Annotated in this window: 17 protein-coding genes and 1 rRNA gene; 5 read left to right on the top strand and 13 right to left on the bottom strand. The window is 65.9% G+C overall.

What is annotated here, in order from left to right; all coding sequences use genetic code 11:
• The 3 genes from rrf to P7F68_RS16555 form a co-directional block, all read left to right on the top strand.
• A 5S ribosomal RNA gene (gene rrf, locus P7F68_RS19995) occupies nt 1–99 on the top strand; the annotation flags it as partial.
• A gap of 147 nt (nt 100–246) precedes the next feature.
• Complete coding sequence (locus P7F68_RS16560; RefSeq protein ID WP_002938343.1) at nt 247–1410, top strand: UbiH/UbiF family hydroxylase; 1164 nt, start codon at nt 247–249, stop codon at nt 1408–1410.
• 16 nt (nt 1411–1426) lie between these two features.
• Nucleotides 1427–2155, top strand: a complete 729-nt coding sequence (locus tag P7F68_RS16555; protein ID WP_277834790.1) for a DsbC family protein — start codon at nt 1427–1429, stop codon at nt 2153–2155.
• Nucleotides 2156–2219: 64 nt separating this feature from the next.
• On the opposite strand, the gene mltA is transcribed toward P7F68_RS16555, so the two are convergent.
• Nucleotides 2220–3245, bottom strand: a complete 1026-nt coding sequence (mltA, locus tag P7F68_RS16550) for a murein transglycosylase A (protein WP_277834788.1) — start codon at nt 3243–3245, stop codon at nt 2220–2222.
• Nucleotides 3246–3662: 417 nt separating this feature from the next.
• Between mltA and P7F68_RS16545 the strand changes: the two genes are divergently transcribed.
• Both P7F68_RS16545 and P7F68_RS16540 read left to right on the top strand, forming a co-directional pair.
• On the top strand, nt 3663–4541 hold the full coding sequence (locus tag P7F68_RS16545) for an ATP-binding protein (protein ID WP_277834786.1): 879 nt from the start codon (nt 3663–3665) through the stop codon (nt 4539–4541).
• Nucleotides 4538–5488, top strand: coding sequence for a Nudix family hydrolase (locus P7F68_RS16540; RefSeq protein ID WP_277834784.1), 951 nt, complete (start codon nt 4538–4540; stop codon nt 5486–5488). The genes P7F68_RS16545 and P7F68_RS16540 overlap by 4 nt, the downstream gene beginning before the upstream one ends.
• A gap of 44 nt (nt 5489–5532) precedes the next feature.
• Here P7F68_RS16540 and yacG read toward each other — a convergent pair whose 3' ends face one another.
• From yacG to P7F68_RS16480, 12 genes are all read right to left on the bottom strand, one after another.
• Complete coding sequence (yacG, locus tag P7F68_RS16535) at nt 5533–5754, bottom strand: DNA gyrase inhibitor YacG (protein ID WP_002938350.1); 222 nt, start codon at nt 5752–5754, stop codon at nt 5533–5535.
• Between the two features lie 9 nt (nt 5755–5763).
• Nucleotides 5764–6519 (bottom strand): cell division protein ZapD, encoded by a 756-nt coding sequence (zapD, locus tag P7F68_RS16530; RefSeq protein ID WP_002931149.1) that lies wholly within the window; start codon nt 6517–6519, stop codon nt 5764–5766.
• Between the two features lie 88 nt (nt 6520–6607).
• Nucleotides 6608–7231: a dephospho-CoA kinase gene (gene coaE / locus P7F68_RS16525; RefSeq protein ID WP_277834781.1), complete on the bottom strand. Its 624-nt coding sequence runs from the start codon at nt 7229–7231 to the stop codon at nt 6608–6610.
• Between the two features lie 17 nt (nt 7232–7248).
• Entirely contained in the window at nt 7249–8055 is an 807-nt protein-coding gene (locus P7F68_RS16520) for an SPOR domain-containing protein (protein WP_277834779.1), read from the bottom strand.
• Between the two features lie 82 nt (nt 8056–8137).
• Nucleotides 8138–9502 (bottom strand): TrpB-like pyridoxal phosphate-dependent enzyme, encoded by a 1365-nt coding sequence (locus tag P7F68_RS16515; protein ID WP_002938359.1) that lies wholly within the window; start codon nt 9500–9502, stop codon nt 8138–8140.
• 32 nt (nt 9503–9534) lie between these two features.
• Nucleotides 9535–10272: a type III pantothenate kinase gene (locus tag P7F68_RS16510; protein WP_002938362.1), complete on the bottom strand. Its 738-nt coding sequence runs from the start codon at nt 10270–10272 to the stop codon at nt 9535–9537.
• On the bottom strand, nt 10269–11099 hold the full coding sequence (locus P7F68_RS16505) for a biotin--[acetyl-CoA-carboxylase] ligase (protein ID WP_002938368.1): 831 nt from the start codon (nt 11097–11099) through the stop codon (nt 10269–10271). The genes P7F68_RS16510 and P7F68_RS16505 overlap by 4 nt, the downstream gene beginning before the upstream one ends.
• Before the next feature lie 133 nt (nt 11100–11232).
• A complete protein-coding gene (ntrC, locus tag P7F68_RS16500; protein WP_002931131.1) occupies nt 11233–12651 on the bottom strand; it encodes a nitrogen regulation protein NR(I) in 1419 nt (472 codons plus the stop codon).
• A 67-nt stretch (nt 12652–12718) separates the two neighbouring features.
• A complete protein-coding gene (gene glnL / locus P7F68_RS16495; RefSeq protein ID WP_002931130.1) occupies nt 12719–13786 on the bottom strand; it encodes a nitrogen regulation protein NR(II) in 1068 nt (355 codons plus the stop codon).
• A 56-nt stretch (nt 13787–13842) separates the two neighbouring features.
• Nucleotides 13843–14328 carry a DUF4124 domain-containing protein gene (locus tag P7F68_RS16490; RefSeq protein ID WP_002938369.1) on the bottom strand — a complete coding sequence of 162 codons (486 nt, stop codon included), beginning with the start codon at nt 14326–14328 and terminating at the stop codon, nt 13843–13845.
• A 138-nt stretch (nt 14329–14466) separates the two neighbouring features.
• Complete coding sequence (glnA, locus tag P7F68_RS16485; protein WP_002938372.1) at nt 14467–15876, bottom strand: type I glutamate--ammonia ligase; 1410 nt, start codon at nt 15874–15876, stop codon at nt 14467–14469.
• Between the two features lie 218 nt (nt 15877–16094).
• Entirely contained in the window at nt 16095–17252 is a 1158-nt protein-coding gene (locus tag P7F68_RS16480) for a cation diffusion facilitator family transporter (RefSeq protein ID WP_002938375.1), read from the bottom strand.
• Between the last annotated feature and the right edge of the window lie 95 nt (nt 17253–17347).

Here is a 17347-nt window from a genome sequence, read left to right as displayed (position 1 = left end):
TGTGTGGAACCACCCCTTCCCTTCCCGAACAGGACCGTGAAACGCACATGCGCCGATGATAGTGAGGTCCGCCCTCGTGAAAGTAGGTCATCGTCAGACTAACCCACAAAACAAAGCCCTGCTCTCAAAAGAAAGCAGGGCTTTGGCGCGTCAACGGCCAGCGAAAGGAACGATAGGGAGCGCAGATCGTGACGCAGGGGCCAGCGTGGGGCAAAATGCTCAGCTGTCGTCGGGATCGCTGAGCCTATGAAGTTCGATATCGTCATCGTTGGTGGTGGTCTGGCCGGCGCAGCGCTCGCAGTTGCCTTGCGTCGCAGCAGCCTTCAGATCGCGGTGCTTGAGCATGCGGTGCCATCGCGCCCGCAAGACTGGGATCAGCGTATCTACGCTTACAGTCCTGCAAGCGCAGCGTTCCTGTCCGCGCTGGGCGTGTGGTCCCATCTGGATCAGAGTCGTCTCGAGCCGGTGGCCGAGATGCTGATCTATGGCGATGCCAATGGTGAGCTCCGCTTCTCGGCCCATGATTGTGGGCTGGCCGAGCTGGCGTGGATTGGCGAGTCCAGCCTGGTCCATCTTGAGCTCTGGGAAAGTCTGAAGCGGCAGCACAACGTTACCCTGCTGTGTCCGGCAGTGCCGGTGGCGCTCCTGCAGGAGGAGGGGCGGGTTTCCGTGACGCTCGAGGACGGCCGCACTCTGAGTGCGGCGCTGGCTGTCGGAGCGGACGGTCGTGACTCCTGGCTCCGTCGTGCGGCCGGAATCGAAGCACAGACGACGCCCTATGACGAGATGGGGGTCGTGGCCAACTTTCGTTGTGAGCGCCCGCATCGTGGCACCGCTTTTCAGTGGTTTCGAGAGGATGGTGTGCTCGCCTGGTTGCCCCTTGCGCATGGCATGATGTCGATGGTCTGGTCGGCTCCGGATGCGATCGCTGGCGAACTGATGAAGCTTGACGACGATACCTTCTGTGCGCGGGTCATGGAGGCCGGTGGCCGGCGGCTCGGAGAGCTCGAGCTGGCGACGCCGCGGGCTGCCTTTCCACTCAGGCTGATGCGTGTCGCCGAGGTGGTACGACCAAGGTTGGCCTTGATCGGCGATGCTGCACATGCGATTCATCCGCTGTCGGGCCATGGCATCAATCTGGGCTTTCAGGATGCCAAGGTGCTGGCTGAGGAGTTGGGCAGCCTGCCGTCATGGCGCGATGTCGGTGAGCTTGCGGTATTGCGGCGTTACGCGCGCCGTCGCGCCGAGGAGCCCTTCCTGCTGCAGTATCTGACCCACGGGCTCAATCGGCTGTTTGGTGCCCAGGACCCCCTGCTTGGCTTCTTGCGTAATGCAGGAATGAACCTTACGAACCGCGTGCCAGTCGTAACAAACGCATTGGTGCGTTACGCCGTGCATGGTCGCTTTTGATATTTCGGAGAACTCGATGCAAGCCTTGTTGAAGCCCGTACGGGTGAAGCTCCTTTCCGTTTCGATCGCACTCGGGCTGACCTCCACGGCGCATGGTGGCGAAGATGAGGTCAGGAAGGCGATGGAGGCCTTCATCGGTGCGCCGGCGGTGGAGTCTGTCAGTCAGACCCCATATGGGGGCCTCTACGAGGTCGTGCTCAAGAACGGTCAGCTCGTTTATACGGATGAGAAGGCCAGCTTCATCGTCGATGGCAGCGTGATCGATACCGCCACGCGACGCGACGTTACCCGCGCACGCCTGAATCAGCTTTCTGCGATCGACTTCTCGACGCTGCCGCTCGATCAGGCGGTCAAGGTAGTCAAGGGCAAGGGGACGCGCGTGATCGCCACCTTCGAGGATCCCAACTGCGGCTATTGCAAGCGCCTCGGAAAGGAGATCGACGCGATGGACGACATCACCGTCTATACCTTCCTGTATCCGATCCTGAGTGAGGACTCGACCCAGAAGTCCAACAACATCTGGTGTGCGAAGGATCAGGGCAAGGCGTGGACCGCCTGGGTTGTCGACGGCAAGGTGCCGGCCAAGGCGACTTGCGACACCAGTGTGATCACGCGCAACGTGGAACTTGGGCAGAGCCTGCGCATCAGCGGTACGCCGACCATCTTTCTGGCAGATGGCTCGCGCATCGGTGGCTACGTTCCGGCCGCCGAACTCGAGAAGGCAATGGACAGCGTCAAGCGCTAGGGCGGGTTCGGCTTGTTCGCGAGGGGGCGCTGGTCGCCCCCTTTTTTATGTGCCATGCGTGCGCTCATTGCAGAGCGGGTGGTGTCATGCCGCGTGGCAGCAAAACCCACATGCTGCCCTGCTGGCGCATGCGACCTGCTTCGCGGCCCGCTTCGGATCCAAAGCCCCAGAAGAAGTCCCCGCGTACCACGCCTTTGATCGCGCCGCCCGTGTCCTGCGCCATCATCAGACGATTGAGCGGGCGGTCGCTGAGCGGATAGGTGGTGGACAAGAATACCGGCGCCCCCAGAGGCACATAGCGCGGATCCACCGCGATGCTGCGACCCTCGGTGAGCGGGACGCCCTGAGCACCGATCGGACCATCATTTGAACTGGGCAGCTCGCGGAAGAACACGTAGCTCGGGTTCGCATTCAGCATTTCCGCCAGGCGATGCGGATTGTCCTGCGCCCAGCGCTTGATCCCGTCCATCGAGGCCTTGTCCAGGCTGAGCTCGCCCTTGGCAACCAGCCAGCGGCCGATGGACTGGTAAGGGTGTCCGTTCTGGTCGGCGTAGCCGACACGAGCCATCGAACCATCGGGCAACTGGATCCGGCCCGAGCCTTGCACCTGCAGGAAGAAGAGGTCGATCGGGTCATCCGCCCAGAATAGTATGGGGGCGGGGAGCTGCGCGTCGCGCTGTTCGAGCTCCTCGCGGGTGAAGTAGGGCAAGACCTTGTTTCCCTCGACGCGGCCACGCAGACGAAGATGCTTGAGTTCCGGGTAGACGTCGCCCAGCTCGATCGTCAGCATGTCGCGCGGCACGCCATGGACAGGCCAGGTGTTGCGACCGCCGCGAGTGCGGCTGCCACGGATGAGCGGTTCGTAATAGCCGGTGATGAGCCCCTGCATGCTGCCGTCTGGATTGACCAGGCGCCAAGGAACGAAATGCGTTTCGAAGTAGCGCCGCGCATCGGCGCCCGATGGCGCACGACCCAGGCTCTCGGCGGCCGTGCAGGCGTTCTTCCACGCTGTCTGACGAACAAGCTTCGAACATGAGGTCCGCAGCGCAGGCCAGGCTGCCGCCGGGTCGTCCAGTTGCCAGTTCGGCAACGCGCTCCAGTCAGCGCGTTGCAGGGGGGCGGCGGCTGGCGCCGGTGGCTTGTCGGGCGTAGGCGCAGGGCAGACCGGACAGGCTGGGCAGGCAGGTGGCGGCGGACAGGTCGGTGCGGCCGCTTCAGGCCCCGGGGCTTCGGTCTGGTGTGCACAGCCCGCGGCGATCAGGGCAACAGTGGAGGCAAGGGCAAGGCGTCTGATAGCGGCCGGAATCATCGGGTGCATCGGTTAAACTCGTGGGCGGATGCGGCAGAGTATACCGGTGCAAGGCCGGTCGCCGGAGACGCGATGTGTGGTTGATCTTCCTCGAACTCGGCGTTGCGCTGACCTTGGTGCTGGTTGTGTTGCGGGCGTTGAGGCCGCGGCCCCCAGCCGCGCCGCGCTCGCCCCCGGATGATGGTGAGTCCTCAAGACATGACTGAATTGCAAGATCTTCTGCGCCGTGCCGAGCAGGTGCTCGAGCGGCTCGAAACCCTGTTGCCAGGCCCGGTTCAGGCGCCCGACTGGACGGCGTCGGCCGCTTTCCGCTGGCAGCGCCGCCGCGGTTGTGCCGAGCTCAGACCGATTCGCCTGCAGCATCGCATCGCCCTGGCTGACCTCCACGATGTCGATGAGCAGAAGGCCCGCATCGATCGCAATACGCGCCAGTTCCTCGCTGGGCGCCGGGCCAACAACGTATTGCTTACAGGCGCCCGCGGTACGGGCAAGTCGTCGCTGGTGAAGGCGCTCCTCAACGAGTATGCGCCGCGGGGCTTGCGCCTGATTGAGGTGGACAAGACCGACCTCGTCGATCTGCCCGAGATCGTCGAGTTGATCGAGGGGCGGCCCGAGCGCTTCATCCTGTTTTGCGACGATCTTTCCTTCGAGGAAGGTGAAGATGCCTACAAGGCCCTCAAGAGCGTGCTCGACGGCTCGGTTTCGGCGATGTCCGACAACGTGCTCATCTACGCGACATCGAACCGTCGCCACCTGATGCCGGAGTATCACGATGAGAATCTGCAGGCACGTCATGTGGATGGCGAACTGCACCCGGGCGAGGCGGTGGAGGAGAAGATTTCGCTGTCCGAGCGCTTTGGCCTCTGGATATCCTTCTATCCATTCAGCCAGGATGAGTACCTCGATATCGTCGCGCATTGGCTCGGGCACTTCGGCGTGCCGAAGAAGGCGATCGCCGCGGCTCGCCAGGACGCGCTGCAGTGGGCGCTGATGCGTGGCTCGCGTTCCGGGCGCGTGGCCTGGCAGTTCGCACGAGACCACGCCGGGCGGCTCGATGACGAGGGGCATGGCCGATGACGCGCAAGCTGGTCGATGTAGCGGCAGGCGTTCTGCTGCGCGCAGATGGTGCCTACCTGCTCGGGCAGCGCGCTCCCGACACCGTCTATGCGGGCTACTGGGAGTTCCCCGGTGGCAAGGTCGAGCGTGGCGAAAGTCCTGCGCAGGCGTTGTGCCGTGAGCTCGAAGAAGAGTTGGGCATCCACGTCACGCACCTGCGTCCCTGGCTGCGCCGCGAACATCTGTATGAGCATGCGCATGTGCGGCTGCATTTCTTCGAAGTCGCGGCCTGGCAGGGAACGCTCAACGACAGGGTGCACAGCGCTTTGGCCTGGGTCGCGCCGGGTGATCCCGTGCCTGCCCCCAGGCTGCCGGCCAATGGACCGATCCTGAAGGCGCTACGCCTGCCGCGCATCATGGGTATCACACAGGCAACGGCGATAGGCGCGGCCGAGCAGCTGAGTGTGCTCGAGCGCGCGCTGCAGCAGGGGCTGGGGCTGGTCCAGGTTCGCGAAGCGGCGCTGGACGCCGGTGAGCGGGAGCGCTTCGCGCGTGCAGCGCTGGAAAGGGTCAGGGCCAGCGGAGGGCTGCTGGTGGTCAACTCCGACCTCGAGTTGGCTCGCCGCATTGGTGCCGACGGATGTCACCTTACCGCGCAGCGCCTCCTGGCCAGCAGCGACAGGCCCGAGTTCGAATGGGTTGGCGCGTCGTGTCATACGCGCGCCGAGCTCGAGCATGCCGCTGCGCTGGGTCTGGACTATGCGCTCCTCGGTCCTGTGCAACCCACCGCGACGCATCCCGACCAGGCCGGATTGGGTTGGGCGCGCTTTGGCGAGCTGACCGAAGGCTTGCCCATGCCCGTCTTTGCCTTGGGCGGCCTGACACAGAATGACATGTCAGAGGCGCGTGATGCAGGGGCGCATGGGATTGCGGCGATACGCGGTGTGTGGGGGCGGAAAGACGCCTGAAGGCCCAGGCGAGCTGCGGCTCAGCCCTTGTCGGCCTAGGCCGGTCAGCGATTGCGACCTTCGCCGACGCCGGGTGGCGCGAAGCCGTCGGCCTCATCCAGCGCGTCGGGAGGGGCAGTCGGCACCCGATAGGACTCCGAGGCCCAAGCCCCGAGGTCGATCTGACGGCAGCGTGCGGAGCAGAACGGGCGGTGCTGGCTGTCCTTGCTCCACTCGACGGGCTTGCCGCAAGTCGGGCAGTTCACGGTACGCACGGGCTGGCTCATACGGAAGGGCTACAGGCTGCAGAAGGTGAGCTCGAAGGCGACGTCGCGCTCGGCCAGGCGGGGGCGCGCAACCGTCTCCGGCAGCATGAAGCGGACATTGAGCGCATACTTGTTGGCGCTGATCTCGGGGACCACGGCGTCCGTGCGCTCCAGCCGTACCCGGACCATTTGTGCCGTGCGCCCGGCCATTGTCAGCTGGAAGGCGCCGCTGCGCGCGAGCTGGCTCTCTGCGCGGCCGCTTGCACGCAGCAGGCGCAGCACGATCTCGATGCCATCGCGGATGGGGGCCATCGGATGGATCCAGGTGTCGAGGTCGCGGCGACGGACCTCGGGGTCACGGTTGAGCCAGTAGTGATAGGCCGGCAGATCGAACTGGCAGACGCCGCCGGGGATGGCGGCCCGGCTGCGGATGCTCATCAGCCATTCGTTCTCGCGCAGGTACTGGCCGATCTTGCCAGCCATGGCGAGGAGTCCGGTGGAGGCCTGCTCGATCTCGTAGAGCGCGCCTGCGAGCGCCTCTTCGGAGATGTCCGGGTTGTTGCGGAAGGACATCAGGATCTGGCGCTGGCGCTCGAGCTCCTGGACCAGATCAACCTTGAGGTCTGCACGACTTGCGACCTCGAGGGTCTCGAAGATCGTCTGCAGGGCGACGTGGTGATCCTGTGGAGCAGTGCCGCTGGAGAAGTGGGCGATCTTGACGAACAGGTCCTCGAGACGCAACAGCGTGCGGATGCGTTCGTTGAGAGGGTATTCGTAGCTAATCACCAGACACTATCCGCAAGTATCGCGCCGCTTGAGTTCGGGGCGATGATAGCACAGCGCCCGAGCGCCACAGGGCGAGTGGGCTGCGTGCTCAACGCGTCCTCGAGGCCGCGAGATAGCGTGCGTGCAAGCTTGCCACCTGCTGCTTCAGTGCCTCGAGGCTGGTGCTGTTGTCGATCACGTCATCGGCCGCCGCGAGGCGCGCCTCGCGGCTGGCCTGGGTCGCCATGATCGCGCGCACCTGTGCCTCGTCGAGGCCGCTGCGCGTGCGTACCCGCTCGAGCTGCAGGTGTTCGGGGCAATCCACCACGCAGATGCGGTCGCAGCGCTCACGGTAGCTGCCGGACTCGACAAGCAGCGGAACGGCGAGGATCACATAGGGGGCAGTCGCCGCGTGGCACTGGCGGGCGCTCTCGTCTCGGATCATCGGGTGCAGGATGGCCTCGAGCTGGCGTTTGGCCTCCGGGTGCGAGAACACCCTTGCACGCATGGCGGCCCTGTCCAGGCTGCCGTCGGCGGCGATCATTGAGGTACCGAAGGCACGCTGGATGGCGTCCATGGCTGCGCCGCCGGGCGCAGTGAGGCCATGCGCGATGAGATCGGTGTCGACCACCTCGGCGCCAAGACGAGCGAAATGTGCTGCGGCAGCGCTCTTGCCACTGCCGATGCCGCCGGTGAGTCCGATGATGTACGGGCGTGGGGCGATGTCGTTCATTGCGGTTCCGTGGGGCGTCAGCGCGTGCAGGCCTGGCGCTTTGCGCCCACTCCCGGGACAGCCTGCTCGACGTTGCGCAACTGGGCCACAGGCAGGCTGGCCTGGATGCGGTGGGTGGTGGTCATGCGTGGTTCGATGCCGGCGTTGCGGACGCCGCGTTCGCGCAGCTGTCCGAGCAGCAGGCGAGCACGACTCTCGGTCTTGAATACGCCAAGGGAGACCGCGAACTGTGTAGGGCCCGGCTCGGGCACGATATAAGTATCGGTGACACCGAGGATGCGCAACTCGGCGACGCGTGCTTCGGCTTCTGCACGGCTGCGTTGCGGTGGAATGCGTACCCACCAAGAGTCCGGCGTTTCGCTGCGGCTGCGTGTTGCTGTGACGCCGATGCGGCGCAGGCGCGCGCTGAGCCGCTCCGCTTCGTCTGCGGACAGGCCGCCCCAGGCCTGGCAAACGGTCGGTGGCGACGCGGCTTCGGCAGGCGGCGGCTCCGCTGCGGCGGGTGGCATGGGCGCGGTGGCGGCAAGCGTGGGGGGCTCGGCTTCGCGTGCCGGATCGGGCGGGGAGGGCGTTGCTTCGGAGGTGAGCAGGCCGTTGGTGTCTGCAGAGGGCGATGCGGCCGTGGTCTGCTCCGCGGGCTCGGCCGCCACTGGCGCGCCGGTGGCGGTCTCGCTCGATAGCCGGATGTGTTCCGGGTTGAGCTGGTTTGCGATGCGCTCCGGTTCGCCGCTCGGTGCCGGGGTGCCGAGCCAGCCCTGTATCGCGGCCAAGGCCAGGATGTTGAGCATCAGCAGCAGGATGATCAGAAAGCGCAGAACGGTCATGCGGCAGGCGTATCGGGATCGGGTGGCGGTGGCCGGCGGCGACCGCGGGGCCTGGCGGGCCCCGCGGCTGTCGCCGTCGGCATCAGCCCAGCTTGGGCAGATGCGCGAGCGAAGCGCTTACCGCCTCGGCCGGGTAGTCGTAGTTCTCGAGCTTGCCGGACAGGAAGCGCTCGTAGGAGCTCATGTCGAAGTGCCCATGGCCGGTCAGGTTGAACAGGATGGTCTTGGCCTCGCCGGTGGCCTTGCACTTGAGCGCTTCGTCGATCGCCGCCCGGATCGCGTGGCAGGACTCGGGAGCGGGAATGATGCCCTCTGCACGCGCGAACTGCACGCCGGCCTCGAAGGTGGCAAGCTGCGGTACAGCGACCGCCTCGATCAGCTTTTCGTGGAAGAGCTGGGACACCAGCGGCGAGTCGCCGTGGTAGCGCAGGCCGCCGGCGTGGATGCCCGGCGGCATGAAGTCGTGCCCGAGCGTGTACATCTTCATGAGCGGCGTGAAGCCCGAGGCGTCGCCGTAGTCGTAGGCGTACTGGCCCTTGGTGAGGGTGGGGCAGGAGGTCGGTTCGACTGCGACGCAGCGCAGATTCTCGGCACGCTTGTCGCCCGCCGCCTTGTCGGCGAGGAAGGGGAAGGCGATGCCTGCGAAGCTCGAGCCGCCGCCGCATGGGCCGATGACTACATCGGGGTAAAGGCCGACCTTGTCGAACTGCTTCTTGGCCTCAAGCCCGATGATGCTCTGGTGCAGGACCACGTGGTTGAGCACCGAGCCGAGGGTGTAGTTGGTGTCGGCGCGGCTGGCCGCTTCTTCCACCGCCTCGGAGATGGCGATGCCGAGCGAGCCCTGGTTATCGGGATCTTCGGCGAGCAGGCGGCGGCCGGTCTCAGTATGCGGCGAGGGGCTGGCAAACACCTCGCCGCCCCAGGTCTGCATCATCAGGCGGCGGTAAGGTTTCTGGTCATAGCTGACCTTGACCATGTAGATGCGCACCTCGAGCTCGAACATCTGTCCGGCGAAGGCGATCGACGAGCCCCACTGGCCAGCGCCGGTCTCGGTGGTCAGGCGCTTGATGCCGGCCTGCTTGTTGTAGAAGGCTTGCGGCACGGCCGAGTTGGGCTTGTGCGAGCCTGCGGGCGAGACGCCCTCGTACTTGAAGAAGATCTTTGCCGGGGTGCCGAGCATCTGCTCGAGACGGACCGCGCGCACCAGCGGGCTCGGCCGCCACAGGCGATAGATCTCGCGCACCTGCTCGGGGATCGGGATCCAGCGCTGGGCGCTCATCTCCTGCTCGAGGATGGCGCCGGGGAAGATGGCCCCCATCTGCTCGGGTGTCGCCGGGTTGCCATCCGGGCCGAGTGGCGGCGCGGGCGGTGTCGGCAGGTCGGCGACGACGTTGTACCAGTGGGTAGGAATGTCGGCGGCGTCGAGCAGGATGCGGGTTGCTTCCATCGTTTGTTCTCCCTTCGCGAGTATGTTCGCTGTCATTGTGGATGAATTTCGCCGGCTGCGGCGATTGCGCCCAGGCCAATCAGGACCAGGTTGTCTACGCGCCGCAGCGGAATGTCGAGCAGGCCGGCAAAGCTGTCTGCTGCGCCGCCGCCGAGCAGGCACTTGGCCTGAGGCTGGCTGGCGATCTGGCGGAACATGCGCTCCACCGCGCCGGCCTGGGCGAGCAGGCAGCCCGAGTGGATGGCATCGACGGTGCGTCGTGGCTGCAGCGTGAAGCGGCCTTCGGCGAGCGGGAGCTGAGCCGTGCCGTGGGCGAGTGCGTGCTGCATCAGGTCGACACCAGGCAGGATCAGTCCGCCGAGGAATTCGCCGTCGGCGCTCAGCAGGTCGATCGTTGTGGCCGTGCCTGCGGTGACCACGAGGCAGGCCTGGCGGTGCAGCTGGCGTGCCCCGATCAGTGCCGCCCAGCGGTCAGCGCCCAGGCGCGCGGGTTGTTCGTAATGGTTGCGGACGCCGCAGCAGTTTGCGCCCGGGCGTAGCCATTCGATACCGATGCCCGCCAGGGTCTGGTCCAGGTGTGCGGCGATTGCCGCCCCGGCAACATTGCAGCCCACGGCCCGCGACAGGGCCGGGTAGCGCGCGCGCAGACTGGCCAGCGAGCCGATCGCATCATGCGCGAGTGCGCCCTCTTCGATGGCCTGCCGTGGCGCGTCGGCGGCGGTGAGCCGCCACTTCACGCGGGTGTTGCCGGCATCGATGAGCAGGATCACGCCTGTCCTCCGCCGCCAGCGCGCAGCGACACATCGCCGACCAGTACGCGGCGCATCCCCACAGCCGTCTCCAGCAGCAGGGCGCCGTCCTCGTCGACGCCGCGACAGATGCCTTGCAGTGTCTCCGCTTCGCCACTGATGCAGACGGGCAGGTCGGCGAAGGCGTTGCGTTGCTGCCAGGCGTCGCGCAGGGCGACGAAGCCCGCGGCGGCGTAAGTGTCGAGCAGGCTGCGCAGCTCCGCGAGCACGGCGGCCAGAACCGTGGCCCGTGTCGGAGGCGCCGAGTCGAGGGCATGTGCAAGATCGGTGACGCCGCGCTGCTCCGGAACCTGCGCGTCTGCCGGGAGCTGCAGGTTGATGCCGATGCCGATCACCGCGGCGGGTGTGCGGCCACGGCCGGGCAAGAGCTCGACGAGGATGCCGGCAAGCTTGTCGCCGTGGATCAGTACGTCGTTCGGCCACTTGAGCTGCACGCCCTGCGCGCCGAGCTCCTCCAGTGCGCGCGCGAGCGCGAGGCCGGCAACCAGCGACAGCCCGGCGGGCACTGGCGCACCTGGAGCGAAGCGCCACAATGCCGAGAACGTCAGGCTGCCGTCATCCCAGGACAGCCATTGTCGTCCGCGGCGGCCGCGCCCCGCGCTCTGGCGGTCGGCGATCAGCACATGAATGAAGCCGTCGTCAGCCGGTGTGGCTTCGATCAGTGCGCTGTTGGTGGAGGTGCAGTGAGCACGCCAATCGATCACGAAACTGTCGGCCAGCCGTCCGAGCCGGTGCTCGAGCGCGCGTCGTGCTTCGATCTCGCGGGAGGCGGGTGAGGCATCAGGCACTGCGGACGACTGCGCTGGGGCAGCCGTCTGAGGTTTGGACGATGACAAGGCGGGAGTCCGGCAAACATTGAGATCGCCGCATTATCCGCCATCCCGTGCTTGCGCACGAGTGTCCCGCCCGCCCCGCTTGTGTTCAGTGCTCGCCGTCGTCGCCGTTGCGCACGTCGTCCATGCCGAGTTCCTGGATCTTGCGGCTGATCGTGTTGCGACCGATGCCGAGCAGTTGTGCAGCCTCGATACGGCGTCCGCCGGTGGCGGCCAGGGCGCGGCGGATGAGTGTGCGCTCGAACTCGCGCGTGAGGCGGTCGAACACCTCACCTGGGTGGGTGGCGATGAGGCGGTCGGCTTCCGCACCCAGTCCTTCCATCCAGCTCGTTGGTGCCTCGCGCCCGGGTTGGTCGCGGATCTCCGGCGGTAGGTCGGTGACTTCCACGATCTGTGCCGGGGCCATCACCGTCAGCCAGTGACACAGGTTCTCGAGCTGGCGGACGTTGCCCGGGAAGGGCTGTGCCTGCAGGTACTCGAGTGCGGCATCCGAGATGCGCTTGCGCTCGACACCCAGCTCCTGGGCGCTCTTTTGCAGAAAGTGGCGAACGAGCAGTGGGATGTCCTCGCGCCGCTCGCGCAAGGGAGGGAGGCGCAGACGAATGACGTTCAGGCGATGGAAGAGGTCCTCACGGAACAGGCCCTGGCGAACGCGCTCCTCCAGGTCCTGGTGGGTTGCCGCGATGACGCGCACGTTCGAGCGGATCGGCTGCTGGCCACCAACTCGGTAGAAGTGGCCATCGGACAGAACGCGCAGCAGCCGGGTCTGCAGCTCTGCCGGCATGTCGCCGATCTCATCGAGGAACAGGGTGCCGCCATCGGCTTGCTCGAAGCGACCGCGGCGTTGGGTGGCGGCGCCGGTGAAGGCGCCGCGTTCGTGGCCGAAGAGCTCGGACTCGAGCAGGTCGCGCGGTATGGCCGCGGTGTTGATGGCGATGAAGGGGGCGTCGCGGCGAGGGCTGTGGCGGTGCAGCGCCCGTGCGACCAGTTCCTTGCCACTGCCCGACTCGCCGTTGATCAGTACGGTGGCGTGGGAGTGGGCGAGACGGCCGATGGCACGGAAAACCTCCTGCATCGATGGTGCCTGGCCGAGGATCTCGGGCGCGACGGCCGTATCTTCTGCCGCACCATTCTGGTGCGCACCTTGCTCCAGGGCGCGGCGTACCAGTGCGACCGCCTGGTCAACGTCGAAGGGCTTGGGCAGGTACTCGAAGGCGCCGCCCTGGAACGCCGATACCGCGCTGTCCAGGTCCGAGTACGCAGTCATGATGATGACCGGAAGGTGAGGGTGGCCGGTCTTGACCTTTTGCAGCAGGTCGAGCCCCGACTCGCCGGGCATGCGGATGTCGGACAGCAGCACCGCCGGCGGGTGGGGGGTGGCTTCGAGCTCGGCCAGGGCGTCGCTTGCGGAGCTGAAGCTGGCGTGGTTGATGCCTTCGCGGCTGAGTGCCTTCTCGAGCACCCAGCGGATCGAGCGGTCATCGTCGATGATCCAGACTGTATTCATATCAAATGCACTGTTTTTGTGCGCCTGTCGGGCACCTCAGCCCCAGGGGGGGCTGGCGGTGACCCGTTCAGGTGCGTTCGGAAATCGGCAGCAGGATCGAGAAGCAGGTTCGCCCCGGGCGGCTGTCCACGTCGATCATGCCTTGATGTTGCTCGATGAAGCTCTGCGCCAGGGACAGGCCCAGCCCGCTCCCGCCGTCCCGGCCCGACACCAGCGGATAGAAGATCTTGTCGCGGATCTCTGCTGGAATGCCGGGGCCGTTGTCGATCACTTGCAATTCCAGTGCCAGCTTGAAGCGACGCTTGGCGAGCGTGACCTGGCGTGCGATGCGCGTGCGCAGCAGGATCTCGCCGTGGCCCTCCAGCGCCTGGGCGGCATTGCGTACGATGTTTAGCGTGGCCTGGATGAGTTGCTCGCGATCGGCCGTGAGTTCCGGAAGGCTGAGGTCGTAGTCGCGCCGGATGCTGAGTTGAGGAAACTCGGCCAGGATCAGCCGGCGTACGCGTTCGAGCACGTCATGGATATTCAATGGCGCCGGGCGCATCATGCTGTGCGAGCTGAGCAGACGGTTCATCAGGTCCTGCAGGCGGTCGGCCTCGGCGATGATCACGTCGGTGAACTCGCGCAGCTGCGGGTCATCGAGTTCGTGCTGAAGCAACTGTGCAGAGCCACGGATGCCGCCGAGCGGATTCTTGATCTCATGGGCGAGGTTGCGGATCAGCTCCCGGTTGGCTTGCTGCTGGTGCAGCAACTGCTCTTCACGGGCGACGCGCAGTTGGGCGTCGATCGGGCGGAACTCCAGCAGCAGCCGCACGCCGGAGGTCTCGACCGGCGTGACCGTGCAGTCGAGCCGTATCGGTTCCGAGCCGTTGCGTGTGATCGTCAGGTCTTGTCCGGTATAGCTCCAGTTGGTGCGCAGGGCGTTGTCGAGCGCGGCGGACAATCCGGGCGGTGCGCCCAGCATGCGGGCGAGTGGCTGACCGATCAGCTTGCGCTGGCTGATCGCGAACAGGTTCTCCGCGCCCGGGTTGATGTAGCGGATGAAGAGCTTGCCGTCGACCAGGACGACCGCCGACGACAGCAGTTCGAGTCCTGCAAAGGGGCCGTTGGCAGCGTGTAAGGGGGGCGATGGCATGGGCGCGTCCAGAAGTTACGGCAATTCATAAGCAAGATGCGCGCCATGCATTGGGCCTACCGCAGGCCAGAGATCTCCCGACGTAGTGCCTCGATGTTGCGCTTGTGCAGTTCCACCTTGTCCTTGAATGGCTGCAGCCGGTCCAGCACCTTCTGGTAGTTGCGCTCGTCGCCATGGCGGATCGACTCCTGCTCGGCAAGCGCCTTCTCGGCCTCGGCAAGCGCGGACTCCTCGCCCGCGAGCTCGTTGCTCAGCACCTCGCGGCGTGCGTCGTCTCGGCTGCGCTGGTCGGCAGGACTGACGCGGGGAAAGGCGCCAGGACTGGAGCTGCCTTGGGGGGTGGTTGCCGCCGGGCGGCGAACTGGCGCCGGGACCGAAGACACCGGCAGGTCCGACTCAAGGCGTACGCAGCCGCGCCCGAGGCTGCGGTCATTGGTATAGGTGATGCGGCCGTCGGCGTCGGTGCACTTGAAGATGTCCGCCTGGGCGGCAGATGGCAGGAGTACGAGCAGTGCCAGAGGCAGGAGTGTTGACGTTCGCATGCGCTTTTTGCCGGGGTGGAGTGCGGCTGCGCAGTGGCGCAGCCCGGCCCGAAACCGTGCGGGACGAGCATGGATTAGACCCCAGAAAAAAGGGACGGGCAATGCCCGTCCCTTTCGTGATGTCCCGTAGCGCTCGGCTTACAGGCTGTAGTACATGTCGAACTCCACCGGGTGGGTGGTGATGCGCATGCGGTCCACCTCTTCCATCTTCAGCGTGATGTAGGCGTCGATGAAGTCATTGGAGAACACGCCGCCACGGGTCAGGAACTCGCGGTCCTTGTCCAGGTACTCCAGCGCCTGTTCGAGGCTGGTGCACACGGTCGGGATCAGCGCGTCTTCTTCCGGCGGCAGGTCGTACAGGTTCTTGTCGGCCGGATCGCCCGGGTGGATCTTGTTCTGGATGCCGTCCAGGCCCGCCATCATCAGTGCCGCGAAGCACAGGTAGGGGTTGGCCAGGGGGTCCGGGAAGCGCGCTTCGATACGGCGGCCCTTCGGGTTGGCGACGTAGGGGATGCGGATCGAGGCCGAACGGTTGCGGGCCGAGTAGGCCAGCTTGGTCGGTGCTTCGTAGTGCGGCACCAGGCGCTTGTACGAGTTGGTGCCCGGGTTGGTGATGGCGTTAAGCGCGCGGGCGTGCTTGATGATGCCGCCGATGTAGTACAGCGCGGTCTCGGACAGGCCGGCGTAGCCGTTGCCCGCGAACAGGTTCTGGCCATCCTTCCAGATCGACTGGTGCACGTGCATGCCGGAGCCGTTGTCACCGACGATGGGCTTGGGCATGAAGGTGGCGGTCTTGCCGTACTGGTGCGCGACGTTGTGCACGATGTACTTGAGAACCTGGGTCCAGTCGGCGCGCTTGGTCAGCGTGCTGAACTTGGTGCCGATCTCGCACTGGCCGGCGTTGGCCACTTCGTGGTGGTGCACTTCGACCGGCACGCCGCAGGCTTCGAGCGCGAGGCACATGGCGGCGCGCACGTCGTTGAGGCTGTCGACCGGGGGTACCGGGAAGTAGCCGCCCTTGACGCGCGGACGGTGGCCGGTGTTGCCGCCTTCGAACTTGTCGGCGGTGGACCAGGCGGCCTCTTCCGAGATGATCTTGCTGTACACGCCCGACATGTCGACCGACCACTCGACGGCGTCGAAGATGAAGAACTCGGGTTCGGGGCCGAAGAAGGCGGTGTCGCCGATGCCGGTGCTCTTCAGGTAGGCCTCGGCGCGCTTGGCGATCGAGCGCGGATCGCGGTCGTAACCCTTGCCGTCCGACGGCTCGATGACGTCGCAGGTGATGACCAGCGTGGTTTCATCGAAGAAGGGGTCGATGTAGGCGGACGAAGGCTCGGGCATCAGAACCATGTCGGAAGCCTGGATGCCCTTCCAGCCGGCGATCGACGAGCCGTCGAACGGGTGGCCGTGCTCGAAGTGCTCTTCTTCGAAGGCCGAAACCGGCAGGCCGACGTGCTGTTCCTTGCCGCGGGTGTCGGTAAAGCGCAGGTCCACGAAGCGCACTTCGTTTTCCTGAATCATTTTCATGACGTCTTGGGCGTTCATTTTCACTCCTGGTGAGATGAGGCGGTCTTTGCGTTGAGCGGGTGGAGCAGCGGTACGAGATCGATGCGCCGGATTCGTGTGAGGCGTATAAGCACTAAGCGTGCCAGGCGCTAGCGGGCTGGCGAGTCATTGTGCCACAAGGGCAAGTGCTCGAAAGCGGTGCCCATTCCTCAAGAGGTGCGCACCATAATAGTGCATCATATGGATTGAATGCACCATTATGGTGCAATCTCCTGGAGCAGCCTGATTGCGCGGTAGTGCGGGTGCTCTTCGAGCCACGCGTCCACACGGTTGCGGATGGCTGTAACTTGCCCCTGGTCCAGGGCTGGGGGCAGGAAGAGCTCCACCTCGAGGCGCTGGCCCAGGTAGTGAATCTGGACGCGCTTTGGCTGCGGGACTTCCGGTCCGAGCAACAGGCGGACGTCGGCGAGCACTTCGGCGCGCTCGGGAACCGGGCCGGCAGGCACCACCTGCAGGTCGGTGTCGTCCTCGGGGTCGATATGCACCAGTACGTCGCGGACTTCGGGGTGGGCGTCGCGTACCCGGAAATAGACCGCGTCCGAGATTCGATGGCCCTCCGACACGGTGATGTGAGGGCTGACCTGGACGTGCGCGTCGCACAGCACGCGGTCCGCCATGCGCCGCGTGCGCATGTCGTGCAGGCCGATCACGCCGGGGGTGTCCTCGATGGTGCGGCGCAGGCGTGCAAGCTCCTCGGCGGGCAGGCCGGTGTCGATCAGTTCGCGCACCGCCTTGAGTGCGAGCCTGATTCCCATATGCAGGATCAGGAAGCCCACCACCGCGGCGGCCAGTGGTTCGAGGAAGGGGTAGCCCGCCAGGCTGCCGCCAATGCCTGCGGCGACGACCAGTGACGACGCGGCGTCCGAGCGCGCGTGCCAAGCGTTGGCTTCCAGCATCGGCGCCTTGAGCCTGCGCCCGGCTGCGAGCGTGTAGCGGAACAGGCCCTCCTTGGCGGCCAGGGTAAGCAGCGCCATCAGCAGTGCTGCAGGGTGCAGTGCGGGCAGGGCTTCAATATCCTGCAGGCGCAGGCCCGAGCTCCACAGGAAGCCGATGCCCACTGTCGCGAGCACGACGCCCAGTACCATGGTCGTTACCGTCTCGATGCGGCCATGGCCGTAGGGGTGGTCGAGGTCGGCCGGGTGCGCGCTCTGCTGACCGGCGATCAGAACCATCAGGTCGGTGACGAGGTCCGATAGCGTGTGAGCCGCATCGGCAACCAGGCTGAAGGCGTTCGCGAACAGGCCAACCACCACCTGGCTGATGGCCAGGCTGGCGTTGGTGACGATGGCGATCAGGGTTGCACGCCGGATGCCACGGCTGCGGGCCTGATCGGCCGCGGGCGGTTGATGCCGCATCGGCGGCAGCTGAGTATGGGGGGCGGGGCCGTGAGGCTTCATGGCATGGAGGACGCGCTATACTTCGCCGACTTTGGACTGTGGACGGATGATCG

The sequence above is a fragment of the Thauera mechernichensis genome, from assembly GCF_029588855.1.
GTDB lineage: Bacteria > Pseudomonadota > Gammaproteobacteria > Burkholderiales > Rhodocyclaceae > Thauera > Thauera mechernichensis.
The sequence above is the reverse complement of the archived record's forward strand: the minus strand, read 5'-3'. Positions and strand labels throughout refer to the sequence as shown.